Here is a 26,315-nt window from a genome sequence, read left to right on the forward strand (position 1 = left end):
AGGAAATGATGATGAAAAAACTGATGATAACTTTATTTATCGCGATGCTAGCGTTGGCTGGCTGTAATACAAACAAAGAAGAACCGAAAAAAGAACAGAAACTTGAAGCTATAAAAGTAGCAGTCCAAACAAATCCGAAAGAAATTAAACCAGGTGAAAAAACAGAAGTACAAGCACTTGTTACACAAGGAAAAGAAAGAGTAACGGATGCTGATGACGTAAAGTTTGAAATTTGGAAAGATGGCGACGAGAAACACGAGATGTTAGATGGTAAGCATAAAGGAAAAGGTGTTTATGCAGTCGAGAAAACATTTGAAACTGATGGAGTATATCATATTATTCCTCATACAAATGCACGTGAAATGCACGTTATGCCAGAAGTGAAAGTTGCTGTAGGAAATGCGAAAGTAGAAGATGCGAAAAAAGAAAATAGTGATCACAGTGCAGGACATGGAGATCATAAAAGTGACACAATGATCCATCTTATGGCTGGAGACATAAAGGCAAATGCTGAATCTACAATGAAAGTTCATTTAAAGCAAAAAGAAGAAGCATTAACTGGTGCTGAAGTACAACTAGAGATTTGGAAAGATGGTGTTGAAAAACACGAATTTATTCCAGCGAAAGAAGGGAATAAAGGAGAGTATGAAACGAAACATACTTTCAAAGAGAACGGTGCTTACAAAGTGAAAGTACATGTAAGAAAAGGCGAATTGCATGAACATAAAGAAGAAACAATAGAAGTAAAATAAAAAGTAGCTCTTTAGAGCTACTTTTTATTTTTAATATGAAGAAATAAATCATAAAAAAATTAGCACTTCGTTGCAGAATGGATTACAATAGAAGTATGAAGAAAATGAGAAATTCTACGAAAATGTATTAAAAAGAAAGCGTAAACATGTTATGATATCAGTATCAGATGTCTGACATCTGACTTAGAAAAAACTAGAAATGTTTTTGAATCGTTTCAAGTAAACGAAATAGGTTAGAAAATGATTTAAAGAAGTACTGTTTGACAATGAGAATTCTTTTGGATAACAGTTTCACTTTATAGCGTTTTGAACATACTACAAGAAGTAGAACTGAACTTATAGGAGGTCGCAGTTATGAATAAATATAAACGTATATTCCTAGTCGTAATGGACTCTGTGGGAATCGGTGAAGCACCAGATGCTGAGCAATTTGGTGATCTAGGATCTGACACAATTGGTCACATTGCTGAACATATGAATGGGTTACAAATGCCTAACATGGTGAAATTAGGTCTTGGTAACATTCGAGAAATGAAAGGTATCTCTAAAGTAGAGAAACCACTTGGATATTACACAAAAATGCAAGAGAAATCTACTGGTAAAGATACAATGACAGGTCACTGGGAAATCATGGGCCTTTACATTGATACACCATTCCAAGTGTTCCCAGAAGGATTCCCGAAAGAATTACTTGATGAATTAGAAGAAAAAACAGGCCGTAAAATTATCGGTAATAAGCCAGCTTCTGGAACTGAGATTCTTGATGAACTTGGTCAAGAGCAAATGGAAACAGGCTCTTTAATCGTTTATACTTCTGCTGATAGCGTTTTGCAAATTGCAGCACACGAAGAAGTAGTGCCACTTGATGAATTATATAAAATTTGTAAAATTGCACGTGAATTAACATTAGATGAGAAATACATGGTAGGTCGTGTTATTGCTCGTCCATTCGTTGGTGAACCTGGAAACTTTACACGTACACCAAACCGTCATGACTATGCATTAAAACCATTCGGTCGTACAGTAATGAATGAATTAAAAGATAGTGACTACGATGTAATTGCTATCGGTAAAATCTCTGATATTTATGATGGCGAAGGGGTAACTGAATCACTTCGTACGAAGTCTAACATGGATGGAATGGATAAGCTTGTAGATACATTAAATATGGACTTTACAGGTCTTAGCTTCTTAAACTTAGTTGACTTTGATGCATTATTCGGCCACCGCCGTGATCCACAAGGATACGGAGAAGCTCTGCAAGAATATGATGCACGTCTTCCAGAAGTATTCGCAAAACTAAAAGAAGATGATCTATTATTAATTACAGCAGACCACGGTAATGATCCAATTCACCCTGGTACTGACCATACACGTGAATATGTACCATTATTAGCATATAGTCCAAGCATGAAAGAAGGCGGACAAGAGTTACCACTTCGTCAAACATTTGCTGATATTGGTGCAACAGTAGCAGAAAACTTCGGTGTGAAAATGCCAGAATACGGAACAAGCTTCTTAAACGAGCTAAAGAAATAGGGGGATAAACAAATGAATCGTGAACTTATTACAAAATCAGCTTCATACTTAAAAGAGAAATTTCAAGAGACACCACAAGTAGGACTAATCCTTGGATCAGGACTAGGTGTATTAGCAGACGAAATTGAGAACGCAGTAACAGTACCTTACAGTGAAATCCCTGAATTCCCAGTATCAACTGTAGAAGGCCATGCAGGTCAACTAGTATTTGGTACACTTCAAGGTGTAACAGTAGTAGCAATGCAAGGACGTTTCCACTTCTATGAAGGATACGACATGCAAAAAGTAACATTCCCAGTTCGTGTTATGAAAGAACTAGGTGTAGAAACAGTAGTTGTAACAAACGCAGCTGGTGGTGTAAATACATCATTTGAGCCAGGCGATCTTATGTTAATTTCAGACCACATTAACTTCATGGGTACCAATCCATTAATCGGACCGAATGATTCTGAAATGGGCGTACGTTTCCCTGATATGTCTACATCATATACAGTAGAACTTCGCGAAATGGCGAAACAAGTTGCAGCAGACTTAAATATTAAAGTACAAGAAGGTGTATACGTAGGAATGACAGGTCCTGTATATGAAACACCTGCTGAAATTCGTATGCTTCGTACACTTGGCGGAGATGCAGTTGGTATGTCAACAGTACCTGAAGTAATTGTAGCGCGTCATGCTGGTATGAAAGTATTAGGTATTTCTTGTATTTCAAATATGGCAGCTGGTATTTTAGATCAGCCACTTCACCACGATGAAGTAATTGAAACGACAGAACGTGTTAAAGCTAACTTCTTAGCATTAGTAAAAGCAATCGTAAAACAAATGAAGGGGTGACTTCACAATGAGAATGGTGGACCTAATTGCAAAAAAACGTGACGGACATGCATTAACGACAGAAGAAATTAACTTTATTGTTGAAGGATATACAAATGGTGATATTCCTGATTATCAAGTAAGTTCACTTGCAATGGCAATTTTCTTCCAAGATATGAACGATCAAGAGCGTGCTGATTTAACGATGGCAATGGTAAATAGCGGTGATACAATCGACTTATCAGCTATTGAAGGTGTAAAAGTAGATAAGCATTCGACAGGTGGTGTTGGTGATACAACGACACTTGTATTAGGTCCATTAGTAGCTGCTTTAGGTGTACCAGTAGCGAAAATGTCTGGACGCGGTTTAGGACATACTGGTGGTACAATTGATAAATTAGAAGCAGTTCCAGGATTCCATGTGGAAATTGAAAACGATGAATTCATGCGTCTTGTAAATGAAAACAAAATCGCTGTTATCGGCCAAAGTGGTAACTTAACACCTGCTGATAAAAAGTTATATGCACTTCGTGATGTAACAGCAACAGTAAACTCAATTCCGCTTATTGCAAGTTCGATTATGAGTAAAAAAATTGCTGCTGGTGCAGATGCAATTGTTCTTGATGTAAAAACTGGAGCAGGTGCATTTATGAAAACGGATGAAGATGCAAAACGTTTAGCAGAAGCAATGGTACGCATCGGTAATAACGTTGGTCGTAATACGATGGCAGTTATTTCTGATATGAGTCAACCACTCGGTGAAGCTATCGGTAACGCATTAGAAGTACAAGAAGCAATTGATACATTACAAGGTAAAGGGCCGAAAGATTTAGAAGAGCTATGTTTAACACTTGGAAGTCAAATGGTGTACCTTGCTGGACAAGCTTCATCTTTAGAAGATGCACGTGAAAAGCTAATTGAAGTAATGAACAACGGAAAAGCGCTAGAATCATTTAAAACGTTCTTATCAGCGCAAGGCGGCGACGCATCTGTTGTTGATGACCCTTCTAAATTGCCACAAGCACAATTTAAAATTGAAGTGGAAGCGAAAGAAGACGGATATGTATCAGAAATCGTTGCAGACGAAATCGGAACAGCAGCAATGCTTTTAGGAGCAGGACGTGCAACGAAAGAGTCTGAAATTGATTTAGCAGTTGGTCTAATGCTGCGCAAAAAAGTAGGCGATGGCGTGAAGCAAGGTGAATCCCTTGTTACAATTTACGCAAACCGCGAAAATGTTGAAGATGTAAAAGCGAAAATTTATGAGAACATGAAGATTTCTAAAGAACACGTAGATGCACCAACTTTAGTACACGGTATCGTAACGAAGTAATAAAAAAAAGCTGAGGAGATTTCTCCTTGGCTTTTTTTACTATTTTTTGTTTATAATAATAATGGGTGAAATTATGATTAGAATTTGTGCAGTAACAAAAACAGATGAAGTATTATATGATGTTTCTCTAGAAGAAACAAAGAAAGACCATATTGTATGGTATTGGCTAGATTTATATAAGCCAACGAAAGAAGAGTATACATATATTCTGCAAGACCATTTTAAGTTCCATCCCCTTGCAATTGAAGACTGTCTAGAATATGTACAGAGGCCAAAAGTTGATTTTTATGATGGATATAACTTTTTAGTTCTTCACGCGTTTGGAGAAGATGGGCTAGAACCACATGAAATTGATTTGTTTGTTAGTGATCGCTATATTGTTTCTTTCCATTTTTCTCATAATAATGCAATTGAAAGAGTATGGAAAACACTTGGTGAGAAGAGGCGGATTAAGAAAGGACCTTTACATGTAGCACATACGATCACTGATCAAATTGTAGATGATTATTTCGCACCTGTATATTACATTGAAGATCATTTAAATGCGATTGATGATAATTTAACAGGTGAGACAGCAGGAGCCGTGCTAGAAGAAGTATTTGATATTAGGGCAGATTTATCTAAGTTAAGACGTACAATTATTCCAATGCGTGATTTATTGTATCGTATTTTGAATTCCACTCGTTTTTACGGTATAAGTGATCATGAGATTTATTTTAAAGATATACATGATCATTTACTTAAACTTACGGAAATGATTGAGGCAAGTCGAGAGTTAACGGCGGATATTCGGGATAGTTATTTTTCATTAAACTCACATCATATGAATAACATTATGAAAACATTAACTGTATTCTCGACTATTTTCATGCCATTAACATTTATTGCGGGAGTATATGGAATGAACTTTACGCATATGCCAGAGCTTGGTGGACAATATAGTTATTTTATTTGTCTTCTTCTAATGGCATTAATTGGCGGCGGAATGATGGCCTGGTTTTATAAAAAAGGATGGTTTAAGTAAAAAAACACCGAGGATTTCCCCGGTGTTTTTTCTTAACCAATAGCATGTAATACAAACATAGCTAAGAATAAGCATGTAATGATATACATAGATGGTGCGACTTCTTTACGCTTTCCAAGAGCAACTTTTAAGATAGGGTAAGCAATAAATCCGAACGCAATGCCATCAGCGATACTATATGTGAGCGGGATCATGACGATAATTAAGAACGCTGGAAATCCTTCTGAAAAATCGTTCAGAGGAATTTGCTGAATGCTTGTAATCATCAGGCCGCCAATAATAATTAAGATTGGTGCAATGGCACTATCAGGAATTAGTTTGACAAACGGAAGTGCAAACAATGATGCAAAGAATAACAACCCCGTAACGATAGACGTCAGACCTGTCTTTCCGCCTGCAGTAATACCTGCGGCACTCTCTACTGTTGATACGGTAGGGCTTGTGCCAAATAGACCACATGTCATTGCTGAAATTGCATTGGCTTGGTAAGCACGTGGGAATTTACGGTCATCTTCTAATAAACCGTGCAGAAGTCCCATGTTCTCAAAAATAAGCACCATGCTTAAGGAGAATGTTGCAATCCAAAACGGTAAGGAAGAAAGTTTGCCAAATGACATAGCTCCAAACACATCGCCGTAATTAGCGAATGAGAATGAACTATTTCCGATTTGACTTGTATCAACAAGGCCAAATAGCCATGCAATACCAGTTCCTATTGCAATCGTCCATAAAAAGTTTCCACGTACGTTACGAATAAATAGTACAAGTGCAACGATAAGAGTAAGCACGGTCGCAAGAACGACAGGGTTACTTAATTTACCCATTGCAACAGCAGTATTTGGGTTCGAAACGACTAAACCACCTTTTTGCAATCCGATAAACGCTAAAAATAATCCGATGCCGACAGTAATTGCTTCTTTTAATGACTTTGGAATTGATACTGATAGCACGCGAGCGATTGGTGTAAAAGCGGCAATTGCAAAAATAATACCAGAGATAAAGACAGCAGCTAATGCTTCTTGCCAAGTTAGTCCAAGCGTATGCACAGCTGTGTACGTGAAGAATGCATTTACACCCATACCAGGGACAAGAATAGCAGGTGCATTTGCCCAAAATGCCATGAGTAGACATCCGACAAATGAACTGAAAACAGTTGCTAAAATTCCAGCTTCAAGAGGAATGCCAGCATCGGATAAAATTGACGCATTTACAATCATAATATATACGATCGTGAAAAATGACGTAACTCCAGCTAAAACTTCTTGTTTTGGTGATGTTTCGTGTAAACCTAATTTAAATGTTCTTTCAAGTATTCCTTTCATGTTAAACCTTCTTTTTCATATCCCTCTCCCACCCGTGATATCTCTTTCGTAAGAGCTCACCGTCCTTTATTATATCAGAACATCATGTTTTTACAACAAGGAAAATGATAACGTTTACTTATAAATGAAATTATTTATAAATACGTAAAAATTGCCCGTATTGTTGAAATAATTTCTAATTCTCCCGATTGAATAGGTGGAGCTGCTTGCGCATGTAAAGTAGCATAAGACGTAACCTCCCTTGGTAATTGGGCAGATTCTTCAACGAATGAGAGGGGAACAGGATTAATATTTAAATTATATGTACTCGCAATAGCACGAGCTTTTTCTACTGCCTGGTGCAGAGCTTGAATGAGAGCTTGCTCATAATATTTATTTGGATGAGATACTCGGAAACGTAACCCTTTTGCTACATTTGCGCCATTTGAAACGGCTATATCATATACTTCCCCAGCTTTTTGTACATTTAAAACGGTAATTTCATACAAATGCTCTACACGGTATCCTTGTAGCAATGCTTTATCATTTACATATTCGTATTGAGGAGTAATTGTATAAGAAATCGTCTCTATATCTTTATCGGCAATACCAAGCTGTTTAAGTGCATCCAGCAATTGTTTGGATTGCACTGCATTTTCTTCTTGAGCCTGTTTTACATTTTTATCATCTGTTCGAATGCCGAGTGTTAATATAACAACATTCGGTTTTGCTTTTACAACACCTTCTCCTTGTACAGTAATAGTAGCTTCTTTACCAGTATTAGCAGTGCGTACGTTGTGTAAATAAGGATTCATTCCACCCTGCATTTTCCATCACCATCCTTTTTATATGTATATGTGTGAACAAAAAAGAAATTTATATGAAAAAAGTTACATAAATGAGAATGTTGAGGAAAGAAAGCATATACAACATAGGTATTTATAGATTATAATATGTGTAAATATGATAAAAAAGGGACGAGGCTATTGAACGAAAAAAGAGAAACGCTGATTTTAGATTTATCTGCATCATTTCGAAAAATGATACGTTTATTACAAAATGATATTAATACACGTTTTGCAGAACATATGCCATATAATGAATTTTCTGTATTACGTGCGTTATTTTTAAACAGTCCACAGATGGCTTCGCAAATTGCGAGTGAAGTAAACGTAACCTCCAGTCATATTACAGCTGTTACAGATCGTCTCGTACGAAAAGGATTAGTAGAAAGAAAACGTTCTAATTCAGATCGTCGAATCGTGTACTTAGAAATTACAGAGCACGGAAGAGAAGTAACTGAAAAACTTGAAGCTGTGCGTAAAGAATATTATAAAGAGAGATTTAAAGGTTGGAGCGACCAAGAAATAGAAATGGTCTTAGAACTATTTGGCCGCGTATTATAATAAATGAGGATAGGAAGCGAAAGCACTCCTATCCTTTTTCTTTTGAATAAAAATATTTTGAAACTCCGATACTTTAATTAAAAGATCGGAGGAAAGATTATGAAATATATTGCTGCACTTACCATTTTATTTGGTAGTTTTTTCTGTTTTCAAACATTCACGTACGCAGATACGCCTATCCAAGTGGTGCGAAAAGAAGTGAAGTACATCGAAAATGATAATACAGTCTTATATTCAAAATTATGGGTTCGTTCTATGCAAAACGCAGTATTATTCCACCATAGCGATAATATTCGTAATCGGGACACATTACGTAATGTAACAAGTTCATCGCTTGTTAAAGCGAAGCAACTATCTTTTCAGAAAGCAGCACTTTATATACCGAGACTATCGCAATACGTATCAAAAATAGGGAAAGAAAACATTCAAGTGTACTACATTGCGATTCACTATAATGTGAAAAAAGAAAATGCATATCAATTAGATGGCATGAACTATTTTCTACAAGTATTCGTAAAAGAGCGTGGGGAATGGAAAATTGCCGAAAGTGTAGTTGCACCGACAGAGCAAATTGTGCAAAATGGTGATGGATTTGGGATGAAAGAAGAGATGGTGTATGGGGATAGGAGAGAGAATGTGAAATAACCTCTTTATTTAGATCGGGATATATAATAAAAAAGCATTGCTCTTGTGCAATGCCTTTTTTATTTAGTTCATATAAGAGTTAAATAATTCATAACATATTTCTTTTGTCATTATATACCTTTTTCGTCAGCTTCTATTTAATGTCATTGTTCCGTGTTTATAGTTTCACATCTAAGATGCTTTTGGAAACATGTATCCACCACCTTAATGCATATTTATTTCCCTACAAAAGCAAACTTCAATTTTAATAGACGTGTAAAAATGAAGTAACTTATGGTAGCGAATAGGAAAAATCCAACATAATAAGACAGAAGTGCATCTCGTCCGCCTAATATTCTACCACCAAGTAGTCCGAAGCATAGAACAGTGCAAATTATGAACCATTTTTGCAAGTTAGGAAACAATAGTATTTTTCCACTTTGTTCGTTCGGTGTACGTGTATATAGAAAGGTTGCTATTGATAAAAAGGTAATGATGTAAGAAAATGGTGTTAATAGTGTCCAAGGAGAAGGTACAGAAATACGCTCCGTAGGATTGTCCTGTGATACACTGGGAAGTTTATTGCCATAGTCATCAAATGTTTCTATCGGGTGGTAATCATAAGTAATAGAAAAATATTCTAATGGTGAAATGATACCTATATGTTGTAAGTACTCATGAGTATGGAGCTCTATTTCTCCGATTGCATCTACAGACCATTGTGCGTGTGAATAAATGAATCCGGAAATTAACCATCCAAAACCGTATGGTAAAAATAATAGAATGATAGTTAAAATACTTTGAGAAAATATATGTCCAGTAAAAGTCCCGATAAATAAGGTGAATGTATAAATAGCGATAAGTACAACGGTAGCATATAGAAAGTAACTATAGAACGGAGCAAAGGTTTGATACTCATTGTGAAACGACATGTTCTTTATTCCGTACATGCTAATCCAGCAAACAATTTGTACTATAATAATATTCAAAACACCAAGCCACCATTTTGTTAAAAAAATATCCTTTCGTTTAAAAGGCATCGAGAATAGAAAATCAGTTGATTGATTATTACGTTCCCATCCAATTAAAAGACAAGCGAGTGCAATTAGAGTAGCTCCTTGAAAGAAGACGGCACCATCAGATGTCTGAAAATAGTAGGAGTAGTAATATGCATAGTCACCAAACTTCATTTTTGATAGCTTTAGTTGCATTTGCGCTTCTTGATAATATTTATAAGGTAGTTGATATAAACTAGTTAACCAAAATAATAGAATTATATATTTTCCTTGCTTCCATTGCCTCATCCATAAAGCTTTATGAAACATGTGAATCCTCCTCAAATGTAGTGATAAAAATATCTTCAAGTGACATTGTTAATTCTTCAATGAGTATAGGTTGCTCTTTATAAAACTTCTCAAGCGTTACAGCTATATTTCCTTCAATTAAAATCGTATATACTTTTCCTGTTTGATTTAATATTTTAATATTGCTTAAGTTTTCTAGTTTTTGAGGTAATGATCGTTCATAAGCAACTTGAATTTTAGCAAATTGTGATTTTGCATCGTCTAGTGATGTAATAGAAGATACGGTATGTCCTTTTAATATGATGATTGTATCTGCAATTTGTTCAACTTCATCTAAATGATGGGTAGATATGAAAATGGTAATCTCTTTTTCTGCAACTTCTCCAACGAGAAACTGTAAAATCTGTCTTTTAACGATAGGATCAAGTCCGTTTGTTGGTTCATCTAAAATAATATATTCTGCCTGTGCAGCAACAGCTAAAATGATGGCAAGCAGTGCCTTCATTCCTTTTGAATAACTACGAATTCGTTTGTTTGGTAAGTTGAAACGTTCTAGTAGTTCGTAGAAATATGGTTCATCAAATGCGGTATAAACTGCTTTATAAAACTTCACGATTTCTTTTACTGTATAACCGTTCAGTATGTTAGTAGAATCCGGGACATATACGATTTTTTGTTTCGTTTCAGGATTCTTATGAATGTCGATATCCTCATATGTAACAGTTCCCTCATCTGGGTCTAAAATGCCGACTATCGTTCGTAATAAAGTTGTTTTCCCCGCACCATTTCTTCCAAGTAATCCGACGATACTACCTCTTTGTAATGTGAAAGAAACATCGTCTAAAATTGTTTGATTATCAATTGTTTTCTTCAAGCTTGTCACTTTCAACATCCGTATTCCCTCCAATCTCTTTATAGTATGAATCTATCCAATCATGAATTTTATCTTTCGTAATACCAAGATAAGAGGCTTCTAATAGTAATTGATGAAATTGCTTTTCAACCATAGCGATTTTCCTTTCGTCTAATGTTGGGGTAATCGATTGGGATACAAATGTTCCTTTTCCTCGTAACGTTTCAATAATTCCTTGTCGCTCTAACTCTTGATACGCTTTACTCACTGTATTTGGATTTATAACGAGTAAAGAAGCGAGTTCGCGTACAGAAGGAAGTTTATCACTTGGAGCCAACATGTTTTTCAATACGAGTTCTTTTATATTTTGAACAATTTGTTCCCATATCGGAGTGTTGCTTCTTGGGTCAAGTTGAATATGCAAGAGCAATGTCTCCTTCCTCATATGTATTAAGTGTACTACTATATGTAATACACTTAATACAATATAGGGGACGAATGTATTTGTCAACTGAAAATAATAGAAAAAATTGGTATTAAAAAAAGGAGAATTGGAAAAAATAGGTCTGATATAGAATGGAGGGTTAGTCATGAAGCGAGTTTTTGGAATACTTGTTTGTTTCATGTTATTGCTTTCTGGAACTTCAGTGAGTTTTGCGCAATCTGAAAAAACGAAGCAGGAGAAAACAGAAGAAACAACGCCGAAGTTAGCGGAACAAGCGTCGTCAGCAATCGTAATTGAGCAAGATACAGGTAAAGTTTTATTTGATAAAAACCCAAATGAAAAATTACCACCTGCTAGTATGACAAAGATTATGACAATGCTTTTAATTATGGAACAAGTTGAAAAAGGAAAACTAAAACTGACCGATAAAGTTAGAGCAAGCGAACATGCAGCTTCAATGGGTGGATCGCAAATCTTTTTAGAACCTGGGGAAGAGATGACTGTAAATGAGATGTTAAAGGGTATTGCAATTGCATCTGGAAATGACGCATCTGTTGCAGTAGCCGAGCACATCGCAGGTTCAGAAGAAGGATTTGTAAATATGATGAACAAAAAGGCGAAAGATTTAGGGCTGAAAAATACACATTTTCTAAATCCAACAGGTCTTCCGGCCAAAGACCATTATTCGACAGCAAATGATATGGCTATAATGGCGAGAGAATTGATGAAGTATCCACTTATTCGTAAATACACAGGTAAGTACGAAGATTATTTACGTGAAGATACGGATAAAAAGTTTTGGCTCGTTAATACGAATAAACTAGTACGTTTTTATCCTGGCGTAGATGGAGTAAAAACAGGTTTTACGACAGAAGCGAAATATTGTTTAACAGCATCGGCTGAAAAAAATGGTATGCGTGTCATTTCAGTTGTCATGGGAGCACCAACATCAAAAGAACGGAACAACCAAGTGACAAAACTTCTTGACTATGCATTTGGACAATATATGACAAAGAAATTGTATATGCGCGGCGAAAAAATTAAGACAGTTCAAGTAGGAAAAGGGAAAAAAGAAAAAGTAGATTTAGTTGCGTCAGATAATGTTTCTCTTCTTATGAAGAAGGGCGAGAATATGGACAAGGTAAAACAAGAAGTAATTGCTGAAAAGAAAGTAAAAGCACCGATTAAAAAAGGTGACGCGCTTGGCACCCTTGTTATAAAAAAAGATAAAGATGTTTTATTAAAACAAACAATTATAGCAAAAGAAGATGTTGCTGCAGCGAGCTGGTGGGAGTTATTTAAAAGAAGTTTTGGGATGTTTTCAACATCAAAATAGCGGCAAATATTTTGCCGCTTTTCTATTCGTATGTAAGTGAATAATGCTGAAAGGTTTCACTTTATGACGAAATAGTTCTTCTTTTGTCAGCAGGAAGGATTCTTATTTTATATCACGAAAATCTTTATGTATGTGAATAAGTAAAGTTTGAGCATAAGGAGGAAATCGTGTGAGTCTTTCCATGCAATTAGAAGTAAAACGTGACGTCCTATGTGTGAGACTAGAGGGTGAATTAGATCATCATACGGCTGAAGAGTTGCGAACGAAAGTAACAGATATGATTGAGACACATGGTGTTCATCATATTGTTTTGAGCCTAGAGAACTTATCGTTTATGGATAGTTCTGGTCTAGGTGTTATATTAGGCCGATATAAACACGTAAAGGGATTAGGTGGAGAAATGGTTGTTTGTGCAATTTCACCGCCTGTTAAGCGTTTATTTGAAATGTCGGGCTTATTCAAAATCGTTCGCTTAGAAGAAAGTGAAGCGCACGCGCTCGCGACGTTGGGGGTGGCATAGATGAGAAATGAAATGAACCTTCAATTTTCAGCATTAAGTCAAAATGAATCATTCGCTCGCGTTACAGTGGCGGCTTTCATTGCACAACTAGATCCAACGATGGAAGAATTAACGGAGATTAAAACAGTTGTGTCAGAAGCGGTTACAAATGCAATTATTCATGGATACGAAGGAAATGCAGAAGGTATTGTTTATATTTCTGTAATTTTGGAAGAAGCAATGGTGAAACTCACGATTCGAGATGAAGGGATTGGAATCTTTAACTTAGATGAAGCGAGACAACCCCTTTTTACAACTAAACCTGAATTAGAGCGTTCCGGAATGGGATTTACTATCATGGAAAATTTTATGGATGAAGTAGAAGTTATTTCAAACGAATCTTTCGGGACAACAATCCATTTGACAAAATACTTATCAAATAGTAACGCTCTATGCAATTAAGGAGAATAGCCTATGGACATAGAGGTCAAAAATGAGAAGAAGAAACCTCAGTTAAAGGACCACGAGCTAAAAGCGTTAATTCAAAAAAGTCAAGATGGAGATCAACAAGCGAGAGATACAATCGTTCAAAGTAATATGCGCCTCGTTTGGTCGGTTGTACAGCGGTTTCTTAATCGAGGATACGAACCAGACGACCTATTTCAAATTGGATGTATTGGGCTCTTGAAATCGGTAGATAAATTTGATTTATCTTTCGACGTGAAATTTTCAACATATGCAGTTCCAATGATTATTGGTGAAATACAACGTTTCTTACGCGATGATGGATCAGTGAAAGTTAGTAGGTCTTTAAAAGAAACAGGAAACAAAATTCGAAAGATGAGAGATGAGCTTTCGAAAGAATTCGGAAGGGCTCCAACGATTAATGAAGTGGCAGAGGCACTAGAACTAACGCCAGAGGAAGTTGTTCTAGCACAAGAAGCGAGCCGGGCCCCTTCATCTATACATGAAACTGTATATGAAAACGATGGAGATCCAATCACTATTTTAGATCAAATTGCAGATCAATCTGAAACGAAATGGTTCGATAAAATTGCTTTAAAAGAAGCGATTAGAGAACTAGATGAACGAGAGCGCTTAATTGTATACTTGCGTTACTATAAAGATCAAACACAGTCAGAAGTAGCCGAGCGCATAGGCATTTCGCAAGTACAAGTTTCAAGACTTGAAAAGAAAATATTAAAACAGATGAAAGATCGAATAGACGAATAATTGTCTATTCGATCTTTTTATGCCGTTAATAGGAGAGCGATGTTAATTTTCGTAAAAATTAACAGAATTTATTTATAATTTAGTCAATTTAAAATATAATCCAAGTATGAACTTGTCATAAAGGGGGAAGGAAAAATGGAAACGAGGCAACAATGGGGAACGAGGGCTGGATTTATTTTCGCAGCGGTCGGATCTGCCGTTGGATTAGGAAACATATGGCGTTTTCCTTATACAGCGTATGAAAATGGAGGAGGAGCATTCTTTTTACCGTATTTATTTGCATTATTAACGACTGGTATTTCATTGTTAGCGTTTGAGTTTGCCCTTGGTCATCGTCATCGTGGCTCAGCACCACTTACATTTTTCCGTATTAGCCCGCGTGCAGAATTTATTGGATGGTGGCAAATGTGCGTAACATTTATCGTTTCAACATATTATGCAGTGATTATTGGTTGGTCTATATCGTATACATACTTTGCAATTACTGGAGCATGGGGAAAAGACACGCAATCATTTTTATTTAAAGAGTACTTACATGTTGCAGATAAGCCAGGACAATTTGGAGGACTTGTACCAGAAGTATTAATTCCGTTAGCTCTCGTTTGGATTATTGTGCTTGGCGTTGCATTTAAAGGAGTTAAAAAAGGAATCGAAGTTGTTAACCGTATATTTATTCCTTTATTAGTTGTTATGTTCCTTATTATCGTTGTTCGTGCAGTGACGATGGAAGGTGCTATGCAAGGACTAGATGCATTCTTTAAACCAGATTGGAGTCGTATTTTTGATGGGAAAGTATGGCTTGCTGCTTACGGTCAAATATTCTTTAGTTTATCTTTAGCATTTGGAATTATGATTACGTATTCTAGTTATTTACCGAAAAACTCGGATACAACAAATAATGCCTTTATTACTGGATTTGCAAACTCAGGATTTGAATTATTAGCAGGTATTGGGGTCTTTGCAGCTCTTGGATTTATGGCAAATAATATGGGAGTACCGGTTGATAAAGTAGCAAGTGCTGGCGTTGGGCTTGCGTTCGTAGTATTTCCCAAAATTATTAATGAATTGCCGATGTCACCGTTGTTTGGTGTTTTATTTTTCTTATCGTTAACGGTTGCTGGAATTACATCACTTATTTCACTCGCGGAAGTATGCTTTGCCGCTGTATCTGAAAAATTCAGTTTAAGTCGGGAAAAAACTATTGGAATTATGGGAACCCTTCTCGTGTTAGTTTCTCTTGTTTTTGCAACACGTGGTGGGCTTATGTTCTTAGATGTTGTCGACTATTTCGCTAATAATTTCGGATTAATTACAATTGCACTTGCGGAAGTAGTTACGATAGGGCTCATTTTACGTCGTTTACCAGTTTATCAAAATCATGCAAACTTTGTATCTGATATTAAATTAGGAACGTTTTGGAGAGTGAGTTTACTCGTTATTACTCCGCTTATGTTAGGGTATATGCTAATTGATGGTACAATCCAAAATATTAAAAAGAACTATGGAGATTATCCGACTGAGTTTGTTGTAACGTATGGTTGGTCGATAGCAGCAGCATTCCTCATAGTTGCAATAATCATTGGTCTGAAAAAATGGGATGCACAAATTCATTCGGATTCTGCCAAGCTTGAAAAAGAATGGAAAGATCGAGGTGTTTCATAATGAGTGGATCAGCGATTATGATGATGGTTATTGGAATCGTAGTCATTTGGGGAGGGCTTGCATTAAGTATTGCAAACTTATTTAAGAAAAAGGCATAAGTAAAAAACATCTGTACCAAAATGGTGCAGATGTTTTTTTATGAAAAAATTGTATTAGAAAAAAATTCAATAACCATACTACAACTACGAGGAAGAGTGAAGGGGTGAATGAAAGTTGGAACAAACGATTTATATTAAAATGCGCAATCGTTTAAAAGTTTCTCCTTCGTATGAAGTGAAGCTAGGTGATGTTGCTCAGCTTGCTGGAGATGCTTTCGTAGTTGAAGCGTTACAAAATGAGATTGTTTACAAAATAACAGCACACGATAAGACGCATGTTGTAATTGATGTTATGAAGATAATTGAGATCATTAGGCGAAAAGCGGCTCACATACAAATTAATTTACTCGGTTCTGGACAAACTCTTGTTGAAATTATTTATGAAAAAAAGAAAGTGCACCCAGTTTTCTTTGGACTTGTATGGTTATTACTTTTTATTGGAGCAGCTCTTGCAATCATTTATTTCCATGAGGATGTAAGTATGCAACAAGTACATCAACGGTTATATTACATGATTACTGGAGAATTTAATGCACAGCCACTTTTATTTCAAATTCCTTATTCTGTAGGTCTTGGCTTAGGGATGGTTCTATTCTTTAATCATGTATTTCAAAAACGAATTAATGAAGAGCCGAGTCCGTTAGAAGTTGAGATGTTTCAATACCAACAGTCGCTTGATCAATATGTAATCGTTAATGAAAACAAGGATAATATGAAACAACTTGCCGATGATTGAGTCTGGATTTGTTATTTTAATTGGTTTAGCTGGAGGGATAGCGGTAGGTAGCGGATATGTCGCATTTTTAGCTGTACTTGGTATAATCCCCCGTTTAGCTCAATTAACGAGAAGTGGAAAGCATATTCAATATTTTGAGTGGGCAGTCATTGCAGGTACTTTAACAGGGGCTTGGTGCAGTTTGAAAAACATTACATTTCAAACGTCGCAATATTGGCTCGTTATATTAGGGCTATTTTGTGGTACGTTCATTGGAATGCTCGCTGCGGCATTAACAGAGGTGTTAAATGTTCTACCTATTTTAGCGAAACGAGTAGGGATAGAGGGGAAGATTATTGTTTTACTCGTTGCTCTTGTACTTGGGAAAGTAATAGGCTCGTTGTTTCACTGGATTTATTTCGTAAAGTAGGAGGCAGTATATAAATGACGAGTCAGAAATTGAAGGATGATTACATAAATAAAGTGAAGGAGTATCATCCAAAGCCAAACTATTTACTAAATTGTATCAAAGCATTTCTTGTAGGTGGACTCATTTGTACAGTTGGAGAAGTATTGATGAAATTTTATATACATTATTTTCACTTCAGTGAACAAGAGGCAGGAAACCCAACTGTTGCAACGCTTGTTTTATTATCCGCGATTTTAACAGGATGTGGTGTATATGATAAAATCGGTCAATTTGCTGGAGCAGGATCAGCGGTACCGGTAACAGGATTTGCAAATTCTATGGCAAGCGCTGCTTTAGAACATAAGAGTGAAGGGATTGTTCTAGGGATTGCGACAAATATGTTTAAACTGGCAGGAAGTGTGATTGTATTTGGGGTTGTTGGTGCATATATCATTGGGTTAATAAGGTATACCTTTAAAATTTTTATGTCTTAAAGGAGGGGCTAGTATGAGGTTGACCGGAAAACAAACGTGGGTATTTCAAAACGATATATATGTGAATGCAACGGGTACTGCTGTCGGTCCGAAAGAAGCTGAGGGCCCTCTTGGAAAAGATTTTGATATTTCATATGATGACTTGCATTGTGGAGAGGAAAATTGGGAGCTAGCCGAACGAAGATTAATGTCAGACTCAATTCAACAAGCAGTGCAAAAAGGGAATATAAAAACATCGCAAATTGATTTCTTTTTAGCGGGAGATTTATTAAATCAAACAGTGACAGCAAATTATGTTGCGCGTCAGTGGGGCATTCCTTTTTTAGGAATGTTTAGCGCCTGTGCGACGTCTATGGAGACTTTAGCAGTTGGCTCAGCTTTTATAGACGGTGGATTTGCAAATCGTGTCTTAGCTACAGTAAGTAGTCATAATGCAACGGCTGAAAGACAATTTCGCTATCCAACAGAGTACGGTGGGCAAAAACCAGGGACAGCAAATTCAACTGTGACTGGTGCAGGATCTATATTAATTAGCAATGAAAAAAGTGCAATTAAAATTACGGCGGCTACAATCGGAAAAGTGCAAGATTTAGGAATCACAAATCCTTTGGATATGGGGGCAGCGATGGCTCCAGCAGCAGCTCATACAATTCAACAGCATTTTGAAGATTTAAAAAGAAGTGCCGATGACTATGATTTGATTGTTACGGGTGATTTATCAGCTGTTGGGACACCGATTGCAAAACAACTTTTACTTGAGGAAGGTTACGATCTTGGACATATATACAATGATTGCGGATTAATGATTTATGAATCAAGTCAAGAAGAAGTGTTTGCAGGTGGTAGTGGTTGCGCTTGTTCAGCAGTTGTCACATATGGCCATTTATTACACGAGATGCAAAAAGGGAATTTACAACGAATTTTTGTCGTTGCCACTGGCGCATTATTAAGCCCGATAATGATGCAACAGAAAGAAACGATTCCAACAATTGCACATGGTGTCGTATTTGAGAGAGTTAAAGGAGAGTGAATTGTGGATTTTATATATGCATTTCTTGTAGGTGGAGCTATTTGTGTAATTGGGCAACTATTGTTAGATTTCGCAAAGTTAACACCAGCTCATTTAATGGCAACTTTTGTAGTCATCGGAGCAATTTTAGATGGATTTGGATTGTACGATAAACTAATAAAGTTTGCAGGTGCTGGAGCAACAGTCCCTATTACAAGTTTTGGACATTCACTATTGCACGGAGCAATGCATGCAGCAGAAAAACATGGGTATTTAGGAATTGGTATTGGCATGTTTAGTTTAACGTCTGCGGGCATTTCCGCAGCGATATTGTTTTCGTTTTTTATAGCACTTATATGTAAACCGAAAGGATAAATCAAATGAGACGAAGGGTTGTTTTGGTCACAGATGGAGATGAATATGCAAAGCGGACAATTGAGCTTTTAACAAAGGAATTTGGGGGAAGGTGTATTTCAGCATCACAAAGTAATCCAACCAAATTGACAGGGAAAAAAGTTGTTGAGCTTATTATGCAAACGCCATATGACCCTGTATTTGTCATGTTTGATGACAGTGGATTTATTGGAGAAGGATCTGGTGAAAAGGCTTTAAAATATGTAGCTACCCATAAACAAATTGATGTGCTCGGTATTTTAGCGGTAGCGTCTAATACGCATCATTGGGAATGGGCACGTGTAGATGTAAGTGTAGATCGGAACGGAAATTTAACCGAATACGGTGTTGATAAATTTGGACTTCCAGATGGTGAAATTGGCAGAATTAGCGGAGATACAATTTATTGTTTAGATGACTTGAATGTTCCTGTCATCGTTGGAGTCGGTGACATTGGTAAGATGTGCGGGAATGATGAATGGGAGAGGGGATCACCTATTACTAGAAAAGCGATTCAATTAATTTTGGAAAGGAGTGGTTTTTATGACGAAGCCTAAAAAAGTGGATATCCCTATATCAACTTTCATAAGTGATAATGAAAATTATTTAAAGCAGACAGTTGGACTAGGCGTTACATACGATGTTGGCATTCGTAAATTTCAAATTTTGAATAAAGAAATCGGTGTGTTATTTGTAAACGGACTTTGTGATACAAATTATATTATCCCTATTTTAGAAGAAGCGGTGGATACAAATGAGATAAGGGATGTAGAAGAAGATACAGTGAAGCTTTTAGAGAATCGCTTAATCCATCAACAAGTAAGCAAAGTGAAAACGATGGATGAGGTAATGCTCCAAGTATTATCAGGGCTCATTGTGATATTTGTGGAAGGTGAAACGGAAGCGTTCGCGATTGATGTTCGTAGTTATCCAGGGCGAACACCGACAGAACCAGATACCGAAAAGGTAGTACGCGGTGCGAGGGATGGATTTGTTGAAAATATCGTTGTAAATACAGCGTTAATTCGTAGGAGAATTCGAGATCCACGACTTCGAAATGAAATGGTTCGAGTAGGAGATAGATCACAAACGGATATTTGTATTACATACGTTCAAGATGTTGCAAATCCAGATTTAGTAAAGATTATAAAACAAGAATTAAATAACATTGATGTAGATGGAATTACGATGGCGGATAAAACAGTAGAAGAATTTGTTGTAAAGCAAAGCTATAACCCATTCCCGCTTATTCGATATACAGAAAGGCCAGATGTAGCAGCAAATCATCTACTAGAAGGACATGTGTTAGTACTTGTTGACACATCGCCAAGTGCTATGATTACACCGACAACATATTTTCACCATTTACAGCATGCAGAAGAGTTTAGACAAAATCCAGCTGTCGGTACATTTTTACGCTGGGTGCGCTTTTTAGGTGTTATATTCTCGTTATTTTTATTACCATTTTGGTTAGTGTTTGTATTTGATCCAACTCTTTTACCAGCAAATCTTGCTTTTATTGGACCGACTAAGATGACGCATTTACCAATCCTATTACAGGTGTTAATGGCAGAGGTCGGACTTGAGTTTTTAAGGATGGCTGCTATTCATACTCCAACCCCATTATCGTCTGCAGCAGGGTTGATTTCCGCCATATTAATTGGTCAAATTGCAATTGATGTAGGTTTGTTTGTGCCAGAAGTAATTTTGTATGTAGCGGTTTCGATGATTGGTGCATATGCAACACCGAGTTATGAATTAGGATTAGGGAATAAGGTTGGGAAATTGTTTGTTATTATTTTAACAGGTCTCTTCCATGAGATGGGATTTGTAATTGGTATGACGATATTAATTTTATTTTTAACGTCTATAAAAAGTTTACAAACACCTTATTTATGGCCGTTTTTACCATTTGATTGGGGCGCGTTAACAAAAATTTTACTCCGTCCAACGATGTCTAGTTTAAAAGTACGACCAAGTATTGTAAGACCTCAAAATGTAAAAAGACAAAAATAAACGGGATTATACACCCGTTTATTTTTTTTAGTAAAAATTTATTGTTTTTTAACAAAAATCAAACATTTTTTGTGTACACTTAGAGTAGATATTGTGTATGGAAGGGGAAGAGGACATGATTAAATTATTTGTAAGTGATTTAGATGACACGCTCGTTTACGATGTGAATCATATGCAAAAAGAAGATGAACGTGCGCTGTGTTGGTTAGCTGAGAAAGGGACAAATATTTGTTTTGCCTCTGGCCGCTTTACACACAGAATTGATGAAGTTGTAAAAAGGTTTTCATTCCCATATTACACAACTGGCTTAAATGGAGCGACAATGTTACTTCCAGATGGGAATTTATTTCATGAATCGAGTTTTGAAAATACGGTTGCCCAGGAAATATATCGATATATACATAAAAAAGGACTAGCGGATATTGTTTGTGCAAATGAGCAACGATATACAAAAAGGAAAAATGAACATCACCATAATTTTGAAGCGTATATGGGCGTGCATATCGCTGAAATTGAAGCGTTAGAAGAAGAGTTTGGTAAGACTGTACACCCTGCAAAATTGTTTGTTTTTGGAGAAGAAGAGAAAATTGTGACGTTAGATCAAGAGCTACGAGATATGTTTCAAGGCGAAGCGGAAGTTTTTATATCAGGTAAACGCTATGTTGATATTATGCCAAGAGGCGTGAGTAAGGGGAGTGCTCTAAAGCGACTAATGGACCATTTGCAAATTGAAGCAAATGAAGTTGCTTGTATTGGAGATTCCTTCAATGATATTTCTATGTTTGAAGTAACCCCGCATTCATTTACTCTTCATCATGCCCATCCATATGTAAAGGAGAAAGCAAATCATATAGTGCGTTCGGTTGAAGAGGCTGTTATGAAATTACCGTTACTTGTATAAAAAAGAAGCCCGTCACTGGCGGGCTTCTTTTTTACTTGAATAAAGATTTAACAAAATCAATGATACTTGAGAAGAAATCTTTCACTTTATCTAGAAAACTTTGTCCTTCTTCAGATCCTAAAAAGGCAGAAACGTGTTCTTTTGCTTTGTTTAATTGACTACCAACTTGATTCCAATCGATATTAAGATTCTTCATTTTATCAAATAACGCTACTAGGTTATCTAATTGTTCATCTGTTAATGTAATGCCGAGTTGATCAGCAATTTTTTTAATTAATGAACGTAAATCTTCTGTTGTTTTTGGCTGTTCTTTTGCAATTTCTTCTTTAATTTTTGCAACAAGTTGAACTGCTTTTTCTTCACCAATTTTATCACCAAGCTGGGCTGTTTGTACCATTTCTTCATTCGCTACTTTTTTAACTTCTTCCGGAATTGGTTTATTGGACGCAGTTTCATATGCTTTCATTAATCCAGTTAAAGCTGCAGTTCCTGAAACTTTAAAAGGTGCAGTAATTTGAATTTCTGCATCTTTTACACCTGCTGTAATCAAAGCGTTAGTGTACATTGCATCTGTTACCCAGTTAATGTTCTTTGATCGCACAATAAGACCAGATCCTGGTTTTGTGTATGTAATCATAGAAGAAGAAATTGCTCTCGTACCAATTTGTGCTTTTGGAACAATGCCTTCTAGAAATTTATGTTCTTCCGCATTAGATACAGTAATAATTGTAGCATCTTTCGGTGCTTTCATTTCTTTTAACAGATCTTGTTTTTGTTGTTCGGATAAGTTCTCTCCTAGTGTAACAATTGATTCTCCCTCGATGATGTCTGCAAATGAAGCTGTTGGCATCATAAATACCGTTACAGCTAATAGCAGAGCTAATAATTTCGTTTTCACGAAAAACCGCTCCCTTTCTCTTTCTAAAATTTTCGGGCAACAAAGTTATTATAGTATATATTTCTTATTTGTCACCTAGCTTTTTCCGCATTTTAAAAAAGAAGTATCTAGATTGTCGGATTCTTTTTGTTTCTAGTCATGAATGTGGTAATATAGTGCTGAGATAGTTGAAAGGAGACATATACATATGAAAACTTTAGGATACATATTAATGGAAAACGGTGAAAAAATCGAATTGGAATTTTTCCCAGAAGAAGCGCCAAAAACAGTAGAAAACTTTAAAAAATTAGCAGAGCAAGGATTTTATGACGGTGTTACATTCCACCGTGTTATTCCTGGCTTCGTAAGCCAAGGTGGAGACCCAACAGGTACAGGTGCTGGTGGTCCAGGTTACTCTATTCCATGTGAAACTGATGGAAACCCTCATAAACACCTTGTAGGATCACTTTCTATGGCTCACGCTGGCCGTAACACAGGCGGTAGCCAATTCTTTGTTGTTCATGAGCCACAGCCACATTTAGATGGCGTTCATACTGTATTTGGTAAAGCAACAAGCGGTATTGAAACAGTATTAAAAATGCGTCAAGGCGATGTAATGAAAGAAGTTAAAGTTTGGGAAGAATAAGGTAAGGAAAAAGAGAGCTTTTGCTCTCTTTTTTATTTTTAATGAGATTGAGTACTTCTTCTATAGCTCATCATACAAGTAGTATTGTTGCTAAAATATATTGCTTGTGAGAACAAAGCTTTAACAAATTACATAGAATACATTACATTATATGTTTCAACAAATATTTTTTGTTATATTAATTTTGCTAGAATTGTGCTGTTTTAGGGGAACTATTAACGAAGTGATGTTGAATGATATGTTTCTTTTCATTCCATATAAAATTTTATTTTTTTCACTCTATTTATTAAAGGAATAGTGCTGAAACATAGATTTGACTTTCTTCTTTTCGCTTTGTATGATTATCAAGTTGTTTTAGACTCTTCTCACTCTGTTGAAAATATTGTAAAATGAATGTGATATGAAAAGAGTGATTGAGGGGATTACTAGTTTGTAACTTTTGTGAGAAGGGATAAGGGTTATGTTAATTCGTTTTAAAAAAAGTTATGAAAAAATTGCAATGGGGCTTCTTTCGTTTATGCCAACTGAAAAAGATGTGAAAACATTACAATTGACAATGAAAGAATATGAAGCAAAAGATGATTGGCAATTGTATTTGTGGAAAGAAAATGAAGATTTTGTTGGAATAATGGGGATTGTAAAAAAAGAGAATCAAGTATTAGAAATCCAGCATTTAAGTGTAAATCCGTCCCACCGTCATGTGGGGATTGGAACGAAGATGGTTCAAGAGTTAAAGAGTAAATTTCTTGAGTTTACAATTTGCGGAAATGAGCAAACAGCAAGTTTTTGCGAAAAATGTAAAGGGCTAGAACAAAATATACATTCGTGAAAGCAGGGATAAGTAGTTTATTATCTCTGCTTTCTTTTTTGTAATTGTTCGTTTCGTTCAGTAATGACCTCTGTGCGATCACGCAAAGTGTGCTTGTGTATAATATATTCACTTGGAATAGCATTCAAGTCTTTCCAAGAGAGGTTTTGTTTTTTGCATAACTCTATGCACTGCTTCTCTAACAATGGATCTGATAAGGGTAAAAATAAAGGTACAAAACGTTCTTTTTTATGGATAGATTGCAATCTTTCATTGAGCAAGGAAAGAAGTTGTACTTGATTAATTCCTAAACGTTGTAAAGACACACCGCTTTTTTCTAAAATTGTGATTGCGCTTTTCATCATTTTTGTGGAACCATTCCAGTTAGCACGTCTTTGATGGTATAAAGAAACGGCAATTTGAATGAGACCAACTAAGTAATGATCACGATTTCCTCTTGGTTTTGTCTTCCAGTACTCTTCTAGTATTTCGTGGCATTCAAAATAGTCGTAATCTCCTTGGAAATGAATTAAAAATTGTATGTATTCGGTAGGATACATGTTTTCTCGCCCCTATCTAACGGTTATACATATAAGTGTATCATAGAAATATGAACAATAAACGACTAGGAGATTTCCCCCTAGCCGTTATTGTTCATATTAGCAGAAGCAAGCTGCTCCTACAATAATTAGCAAAATAAACAGTACAACAAGTAATGCGAACCCACCGCTAAAACCACAATCAACGTGACCCATAGTTTTTTGACCTCCTACATTGTTCTTACTACACTGTTATCATATGAAGTGGTGGGCATGATGACATAGGCATCGGTCTATTTTTAATTAAATTTCTTAAAAAGGTTGGATAGAACATGAGTATGCTCTATACTTATGTTGTTATAGAAAAAATGTGGTGGGATGCTTTGTGCAATATAATTTTAAAGTAGAGGCTTTTGAAGGGCCTTTAGATCTATTGTTACATTTAATACATCGTTATGAAATTGATATATATAATATTCCTGTAGCAGATATTACAGAGCAATATTTATCTTATGTGCATACGATGAAAGAACTGCAATTAGATGTTGCAAGTGAGTATTTAGTAATGGCCGCAACGTTATTACAAATTAAAAGTAAAATGTTGTTGCCGAAACATGAAGAAGATGTACTTGATAACGGTGATGATTTTATAGATGATCCTCGTCAAGAATTGATGGAGAGGTTAATTGAATATAAGAAATATAAGCAAGTTGCTACTGAGTTAAAAGAAAGAGAACAAGAAAGAGCACAGCTATATACACGTCCACCAATTGACTTTACATCGTTGCAACAAGAAGAAGAGACAAGCTTGCCTCTTGATGTTACGTTATATGATATGCTAGCGGCATTTCAAAAATTAATGCGCCGTAAAAAGGCAAAAAAACCTGTAACAACACGTATTACTCGTCAAGAAATACCAATTGAACAGCGAATGACTGATATTTTAAAGCAATTAAAAATAAAGGGTGGTCGCCAAAGTTTTCATGATTTGTTTGTTGATGATGAACGTGAAATAATGGTTGTAACATTTTTAGCAGTTCTGGAACTTATGAAAAATCAACAAATCATAATTGAGCAAGAACATAATTTTGATGAAATTTTCGTATCAAGCTCTAATAAATCTGCATAGAGCAAGTATATGAAATTGGGATAGAAACACTTTATCCCGTGCTATGTTTTAATGTATCGTTTGGAACAAGAGAAAAAATATTGAACCGAACGCATTGATTGTGATTCGGTTTTTTGATGTGTATTTTTATGAGAAAATAGAAGGAAGGAGCTCGTGA

At 36.0% G+C, this 26,315-nt stretch carries 32 protein-coding genes; 24 read left to right on the plus strand and 8 right to left on the minus strand.

The window, feature by feature from the left end; all coding sequences use genetic code 11:
- The first annotated feature begins 8 nt into the window (after nt 1-8).
- The 5 genes from BUA87_RS17010 (at nt 9) to corA (ending at nt 5,461) form a co-directional block, all read left to right on the plus strand.
- On the plus strand, nt 9-752 hold the full coding sequence (locus BUA87_RS17010) for a FixH family protein (RefSeq protein ID WP_072940313.1): 744 nt from the start codon (nt 9-11) through the stop codon (nt 750-752).
- A 354-nt stretch (nt 753-1,106) separates the two neighbouring features.
- Nucleotides 1,107-2,291 (plus strand): phosphopentomutase, encoded by a 1,185-nt coding sequence (deoB, locus tag BUA87_RS17015; RefSeq protein ID WP_001046079.1) that lies wholly within the window; start codon nt 1,107-1,109, stop codon nt 2,289-2,291.
- A 12-nt stretch (nt 2,292-2,303) separates the two neighbouring features.
- Nucleotides 2,304-3,125: a purine-nucleoside phosphorylase gene (locus BUA87_RS17020; RefSeq protein ID WP_001078446.1), complete on the plus strand. Its 822-nt coding sequence runs from the start codon at nt 2,304-2,306 to the stop codon at nt 3,123-3,125.
- A gap of 7 nt (nt 3,126-3,132) precedes the next feature.
- Nucleotides 3,133-4,437 carry a pyrimidine-nucleoside phosphorylase gene (locus BUA87_RS17025; RefSeq protein WP_069356161.1) on the plus strand — a complete coding sequence of 435 codons (1,305 nt, stop codon included), beginning with the start codon at nt 3,133-3,135 and terminating at the stop codon, nt 4,435-4,437.
- A gap of 61 nt (nt 4,438-4,498) precedes the next feature.
- On the plus strand, nt 4,499-5,461 hold the full coding sequence (corA, locus tag BUA87_RS17030; RefSeq protein ID WP_002026281.1) for a magnesium/cobalt transporter CorA: 963 nt from the start codon (nt 4,499-4,501) through the stop codon (nt 5,459-5,461).
- Nucleotides 5,462-5,493: 32 nt separating this feature from the next.
- Here corA and BUA87_RS17035 read toward each other — a convergent pair whose 3' ends face one another.
- Both BUA87_RS17035 and BUA87_RS17040 read right to left on the minus strand, forming a co-directional pair.
- The gene (locus BUA87_RS17035) at nt 5,494-6,783 is read right to left on the minus strand and encodes an NCS2 family permease (protein WP_000676248.1); all 1,290 of its coding nucleotides are present in this window, start codon (nt 6,781-6,783) and stop codon (nt 5,494-5,496) included.
- Between the two features lie 134 nt (nt 6,784-6,917).
- Nucleotides 6,918-7,589 carry an SIMPL domain-containing protein gene (locus BUA87_RS17040; protein WP_001161449.1) on the minus strand — a complete coding sequence of 224 codons (672 nt, stop codon included), beginning with the start codon at nt 7,587-7,589 and terminating at the stop codon, nt 6,918-6,920.
- Between the two features lie 159 nt (nt 7,590-7,748).
- Here BUA87_RS17040 and BUA87_RS17045 point away from each other — a divergent pair, with 159 nt between their 5' ends.
- Nucleotides 7,749-8,168, plus strand: coding sequence for a MarR family winged helix-turn-helix transcriptional regulator (locus tag BUA87_RS17045; protein ID WP_001003307.1), 420 nt, complete (start codon nt 7,749-7,751; stop codon nt 8,166-8,168).
- A gap of 99 nt (nt 8,169-8,267) precedes the next feature.
- The gene (locus BUA87_RS17050; RefSeq protein ID WP_000873787.1) at nt 8,268-8,813 is read left to right on the plus strand and encodes a hypothetical protein; all 546 of its coding nucleotides are present in this window, start codon (nt 8,268-8,270) and stop codon (nt 8,811-8,813) included.
- A gap of 215 nt (nt 8,814-9,028) precedes the next feature.
- Here BUA87_RS17050 and BUA87_RS17055 read toward each other — a convergent pair whose 3' ends face one another.
- From BUA87_RS17055 to BUA87_RS17065, 3 genes are read right to left on the minus strand one after another with little or no spacing between them, the layout of a single operon-like run.
- Entirely contained in the window at nt 9,029-10,117 is a 1,089-nt protein-coding gene (locus BUA87_RS17055) for an ABC-2 transporter permease (RefSeq protein WP_000468508.1), read from the minus strand.
- The gene (locus BUA87_RS17060) at nt 10,107-10,988 is read right to left on the minus strand and encodes an ABC transporter ATP-binding protein (RefSeq protein WP_071713534.1); all 882 of its coding nucleotides are present in this window, start codon (nt 10,986-10,988) and stop codon (nt 10,107-10,109) included. The genes BUA87_RS17055 and BUA87_RS17060 overlap by 11 nt, the downstream gene beginning before the upstream one ends.
- The gene (locus BUA87_RS17065; RefSeq protein WP_000548027.1) at nt 10,954-11,373 is read right to left on the minus strand and encodes a GntR family transcriptional regulator; all 420 of its coding nucleotides are present in this window, start codon (nt 11,371-11,373) and stop codon (nt 10,954-10,956) included. The genes BUA87_RS17060 and BUA87_RS17065 overlap by 35 nt, the downstream gene beginning before the upstream one ends.
- Before the next feature lie 166 nt (nt 11,374-11,539).
- Between BUA87_RS17065 and dacF the strand changes: the two genes are divergently transcribed.
- The 14 genes from dacF (at nt 11,540) to BUA87_RS17140 (ending at nt 22,159) form a co-directional block, all read left to right on the plus strand.
- Nucleotides 11,540-12,730, plus strand: coding sequence for a serine-type D-Ala-D-Ala carboxypeptidase DacF (gene dacF / locus BUA87_RS17075; RefSeq protein ID WP_072940316.1), 1,191 nt, complete (start codon nt 11,540-11,542; stop codon nt 12,728-12,730).
- Nucleotides 12,731-12,899: 169 nt separating this feature from the next.
- Nucleotides 12,900-13,250, plus strand: coding sequence for an anti-sigma F factor antagonist (spoIIAA, locus tag BUA87_RS17080; RefSeq protein ID WP_000059135.1), 351 nt, complete (start codon nt 12,900-12,902; stop codon nt 13,248-13,250).
- The gene (gene spoIIAB / locus BUA87_RS17085; RefSeq protein ID WP_001243398.1) at nt 13,251-13,691 is read left to right on the plus strand and encodes an anti-sigma F factor; all 441 of its coding nucleotides are present in this window, start codon (nt 13,251-13,253) and stop codon (nt 13,689-13,691) included. It begins immediately after the preceding gene.
- A 12-nt stretch (nt 13,692-13,703) separates the two neighbouring features.
- A complete protein-coding gene (gene sigF / locus BUA87_RS17090; protein WP_000350729.1) occupies nt 13,704-14,462 on the plus strand; it encodes an RNA polymerase sporulation sigma factor SigF in 759 nt (252 codons plus the stop codon).
- A 135-nt stretch (nt 14,463-14,597) separates the two neighbouring features.
- A complete protein-coding gene (locus BUA87_RS17095; protein ID WP_071713532.1) occupies nt 14,598-16,124 on the plus strand; it encodes a sodium-dependent transporter in 1,527 nt (508 codons plus the stop codon).
- Nucleotides 16,124-16,222 carry a methionine/alanine import family NSS transporter small subunit gene (locus BUA87_RS17100; protein ID WP_000016826.1) on the plus strand — a complete coding sequence of 33 codons (99 nt, stop codon included), beginning with the start codon at nt 16,124-16,126 and terminating at the stop codon, nt 16,220-16,222. The genes BUA87_RS17095 and BUA87_RS17100 overlap by 1 nt, the downstream gene beginning before the upstream one ends.
- A gap of 115 nt (nt 16,223-16,337) precedes the next feature.
- The gene (locus BUA87_RS17105; protein ID WP_016512343.1) at nt 16,338-16,958 is read left to right on the plus strand and encodes a stage V sporulation protein AA; all 621 of its coding nucleotides are present in this window, start codon (nt 16,338-16,340) and stop codon (nt 16,956-16,958) included.
- Nucleotides 16,951-17,367 carry a stage V sporulation protein SpoVAB gene (gene spoVAB / locus BUA87_RS17110; RefSeq protein WP_043352414.1) on the plus strand — a complete coding sequence of 139 codons (417 nt, stop codon included), beginning with the start codon at nt 16,951-16,953 and terminating at the stop codon, nt 17,365-17,367. Before BUA87_RS17105 ends, spoVAB begins: the two co-directional genes overlap by 8 nt.
- A 14-nt stretch (nt 17,368-17,381) precedes the next feature.
- Nucleotides 17,382-17,840 carry a stage V sporulation protein AC gene (spoVAC, locus tag BUA87_RS17115; RefSeq protein ID WP_000203808.1) on the plus strand — a complete coding sequence of 153 codons (459 nt, stop codon included), beginning with the start codon at nt 17,382-17,384 and terminating at the stop codon, nt 17,838-17,840.
- A gap of 13 nt (nt 17,841-17,853) precedes the next feature.
- Nucleotides 17,854-18,870 (plus strand): stage V sporulation protein AD, encoded by a 1,017-nt coding sequence (gene spoVAD / locus BUA87_RS17120; RefSeq protein ID WP_072940319.1) that lies wholly within the window; start codon nt 17,854-17,856, stop codon nt 18,868-18,870.
- Between the two features lie 3 nt (nt 18,871-18,873).
- Nucleotides 18,874-19,224 carry a stage V sporulation protein AE gene (gene spoVAE / locus BUA87_RS17125; protein ID WP_000345907.1) on the plus strand — a complete coding sequence of 117 codons (351 nt, stop codon included), beginning with the start codon at nt 18,874-18,876 and terminating at the stop codon, nt 19,222-19,224.
- Nucleotides 19,225-19,229: 5 nt separating this feature from the next.
- The gene (locus BUA87_RS17130; protein ID WP_001254416.1) at nt 19,230-19,799 is read left to right on the plus strand and encodes a stage V sporulation protein SpoVABEA; all 570 of its coding nucleotides are present in this window, start codon (nt 19,230-19,232) and stop codon (nt 19,797-19,799) included.
- Nucleotides 19,786-21,258, plus strand: coding sequence for a spore germination protein SpoVAF (gene spoVAF, locus BUA87_RS17135; RefSeq protein ID WP_000165595.1), 1,473 nt, complete (start codon nt 19,786-19,788; stop codon nt 21,256-21,258). The genes BUA87_RS17130 and spoVAF overlap by 14 nt, the downstream gene beginning before the upstream one ends.
- Before the next feature lie 97 nt (nt 21,259-21,355).
- Nucleotides 21,356-22,159 (plus strand): Cof-type HAD-IIB family hydrolase, encoded by an 804-nt coding sequence (locus BUA87_RS17140; protein ID WP_003271593.1) that lies wholly within the window; start codon nt 21,356-21,358, stop codon nt 22,157-22,159.
- Nucleotides 22,160-22,190: 31 nt separating this feature from the next.
- On the opposite strand, the gene BUA87_RS17145 is transcribed toward BUA87_RS17140, so the two are convergent.
- Complete coding sequence (locus tag BUA87_RS17145; protein ID WP_000850513.1) at nt 22,191-23,057, minus strand: DUF1002 domain-containing protein; 867 nt, start codon at nt 23,055-23,057, stop codon at nt 22,191-22,193.
- Nucleotides 23,058-23,244: 187 nt separating this feature from the next.
- On the opposite strand from BUA87_RS17145, the gene BUA87_RS17150 reads away from it, so the two are divergent.
- Nucleotides 23,245-23,682, plus strand: a complete 438-nt coding sequence (locus tag BUA87_RS17150) for a peptidylprolyl isomerase (protein WP_000853788.1) — start codon at nt 23,245-23,247, stop codon at nt 23,680-23,682.
- Between the two features lie 460 nt (nt 23,683-24,142).
- The gene (gene ribT / locus BUA87_RS17155) at nt 24,143-24,511 is read left to right on the plus strand and encodes a GNAT family N-acetyltransferase RibT (RefSeq protein ID WP_000908401.1); all 369 of its coding nucleotides are present in this window, start codon (nt 24,143-24,145) and stop codon (nt 24,509-24,511) included.
- Between the two features lie 20 nt (nt 24,512-24,531).
- On the opposite strand, the gene BUA87_RS17160 is transcribed toward ribT, so the two are convergent.
- The gene (locus BUA87_RS17160; RefSeq protein WP_000283610.1) at nt 24,532-25,050 is read right to left on the minus strand and encodes a DUF309 domain-containing protein; all 519 of its coding nucleotides are present in this window, start codon (nt 25,048-25,050) and stop codon (nt 24,532-24,534) included.
- Nucleotides 25,051-25,149: 99 nt separating this feature from the next.
- Nucleotides 25,150-25,245 (minus strand): YjcZ family sporulation protein, encoded by a 96-nt coding sequence (locus BUA87_RS17165; protein WP_000510194.1) that lies wholly within the window; start codon nt 25,243-25,245, stop codon nt 25,150-25,152.
- A gap of 169 nt (nt 25,246-25,414) precedes the next feature.
- Between BUA87_RS17165 and scpA the strand changes: the two genes are divergently transcribed.
- Nucleotides 25,415-26,158: a segregation/condensation protein A gene (gene scpA, locus BUA87_RS17170; protein WP_001199751.1), complete on the plus strand. Its 744-nt coding sequence runs from the start codon at nt 25,415-25,417 to the stop codon at nt 26,156-26,158.
- The last annotated feature ends 157 nt before the right edge of the window (nt 26,159-26,315 follow it).

Source organism: Bacillus sp. bc15 (assembly GCF_900142585.1).
GTDB classification, from domain to species: domain Bacteria; phylum Bacillota; class Bacilli; order Bacillales; family Bacillaceae_G; genus Bacillus_A; species Bacillus_A cereus.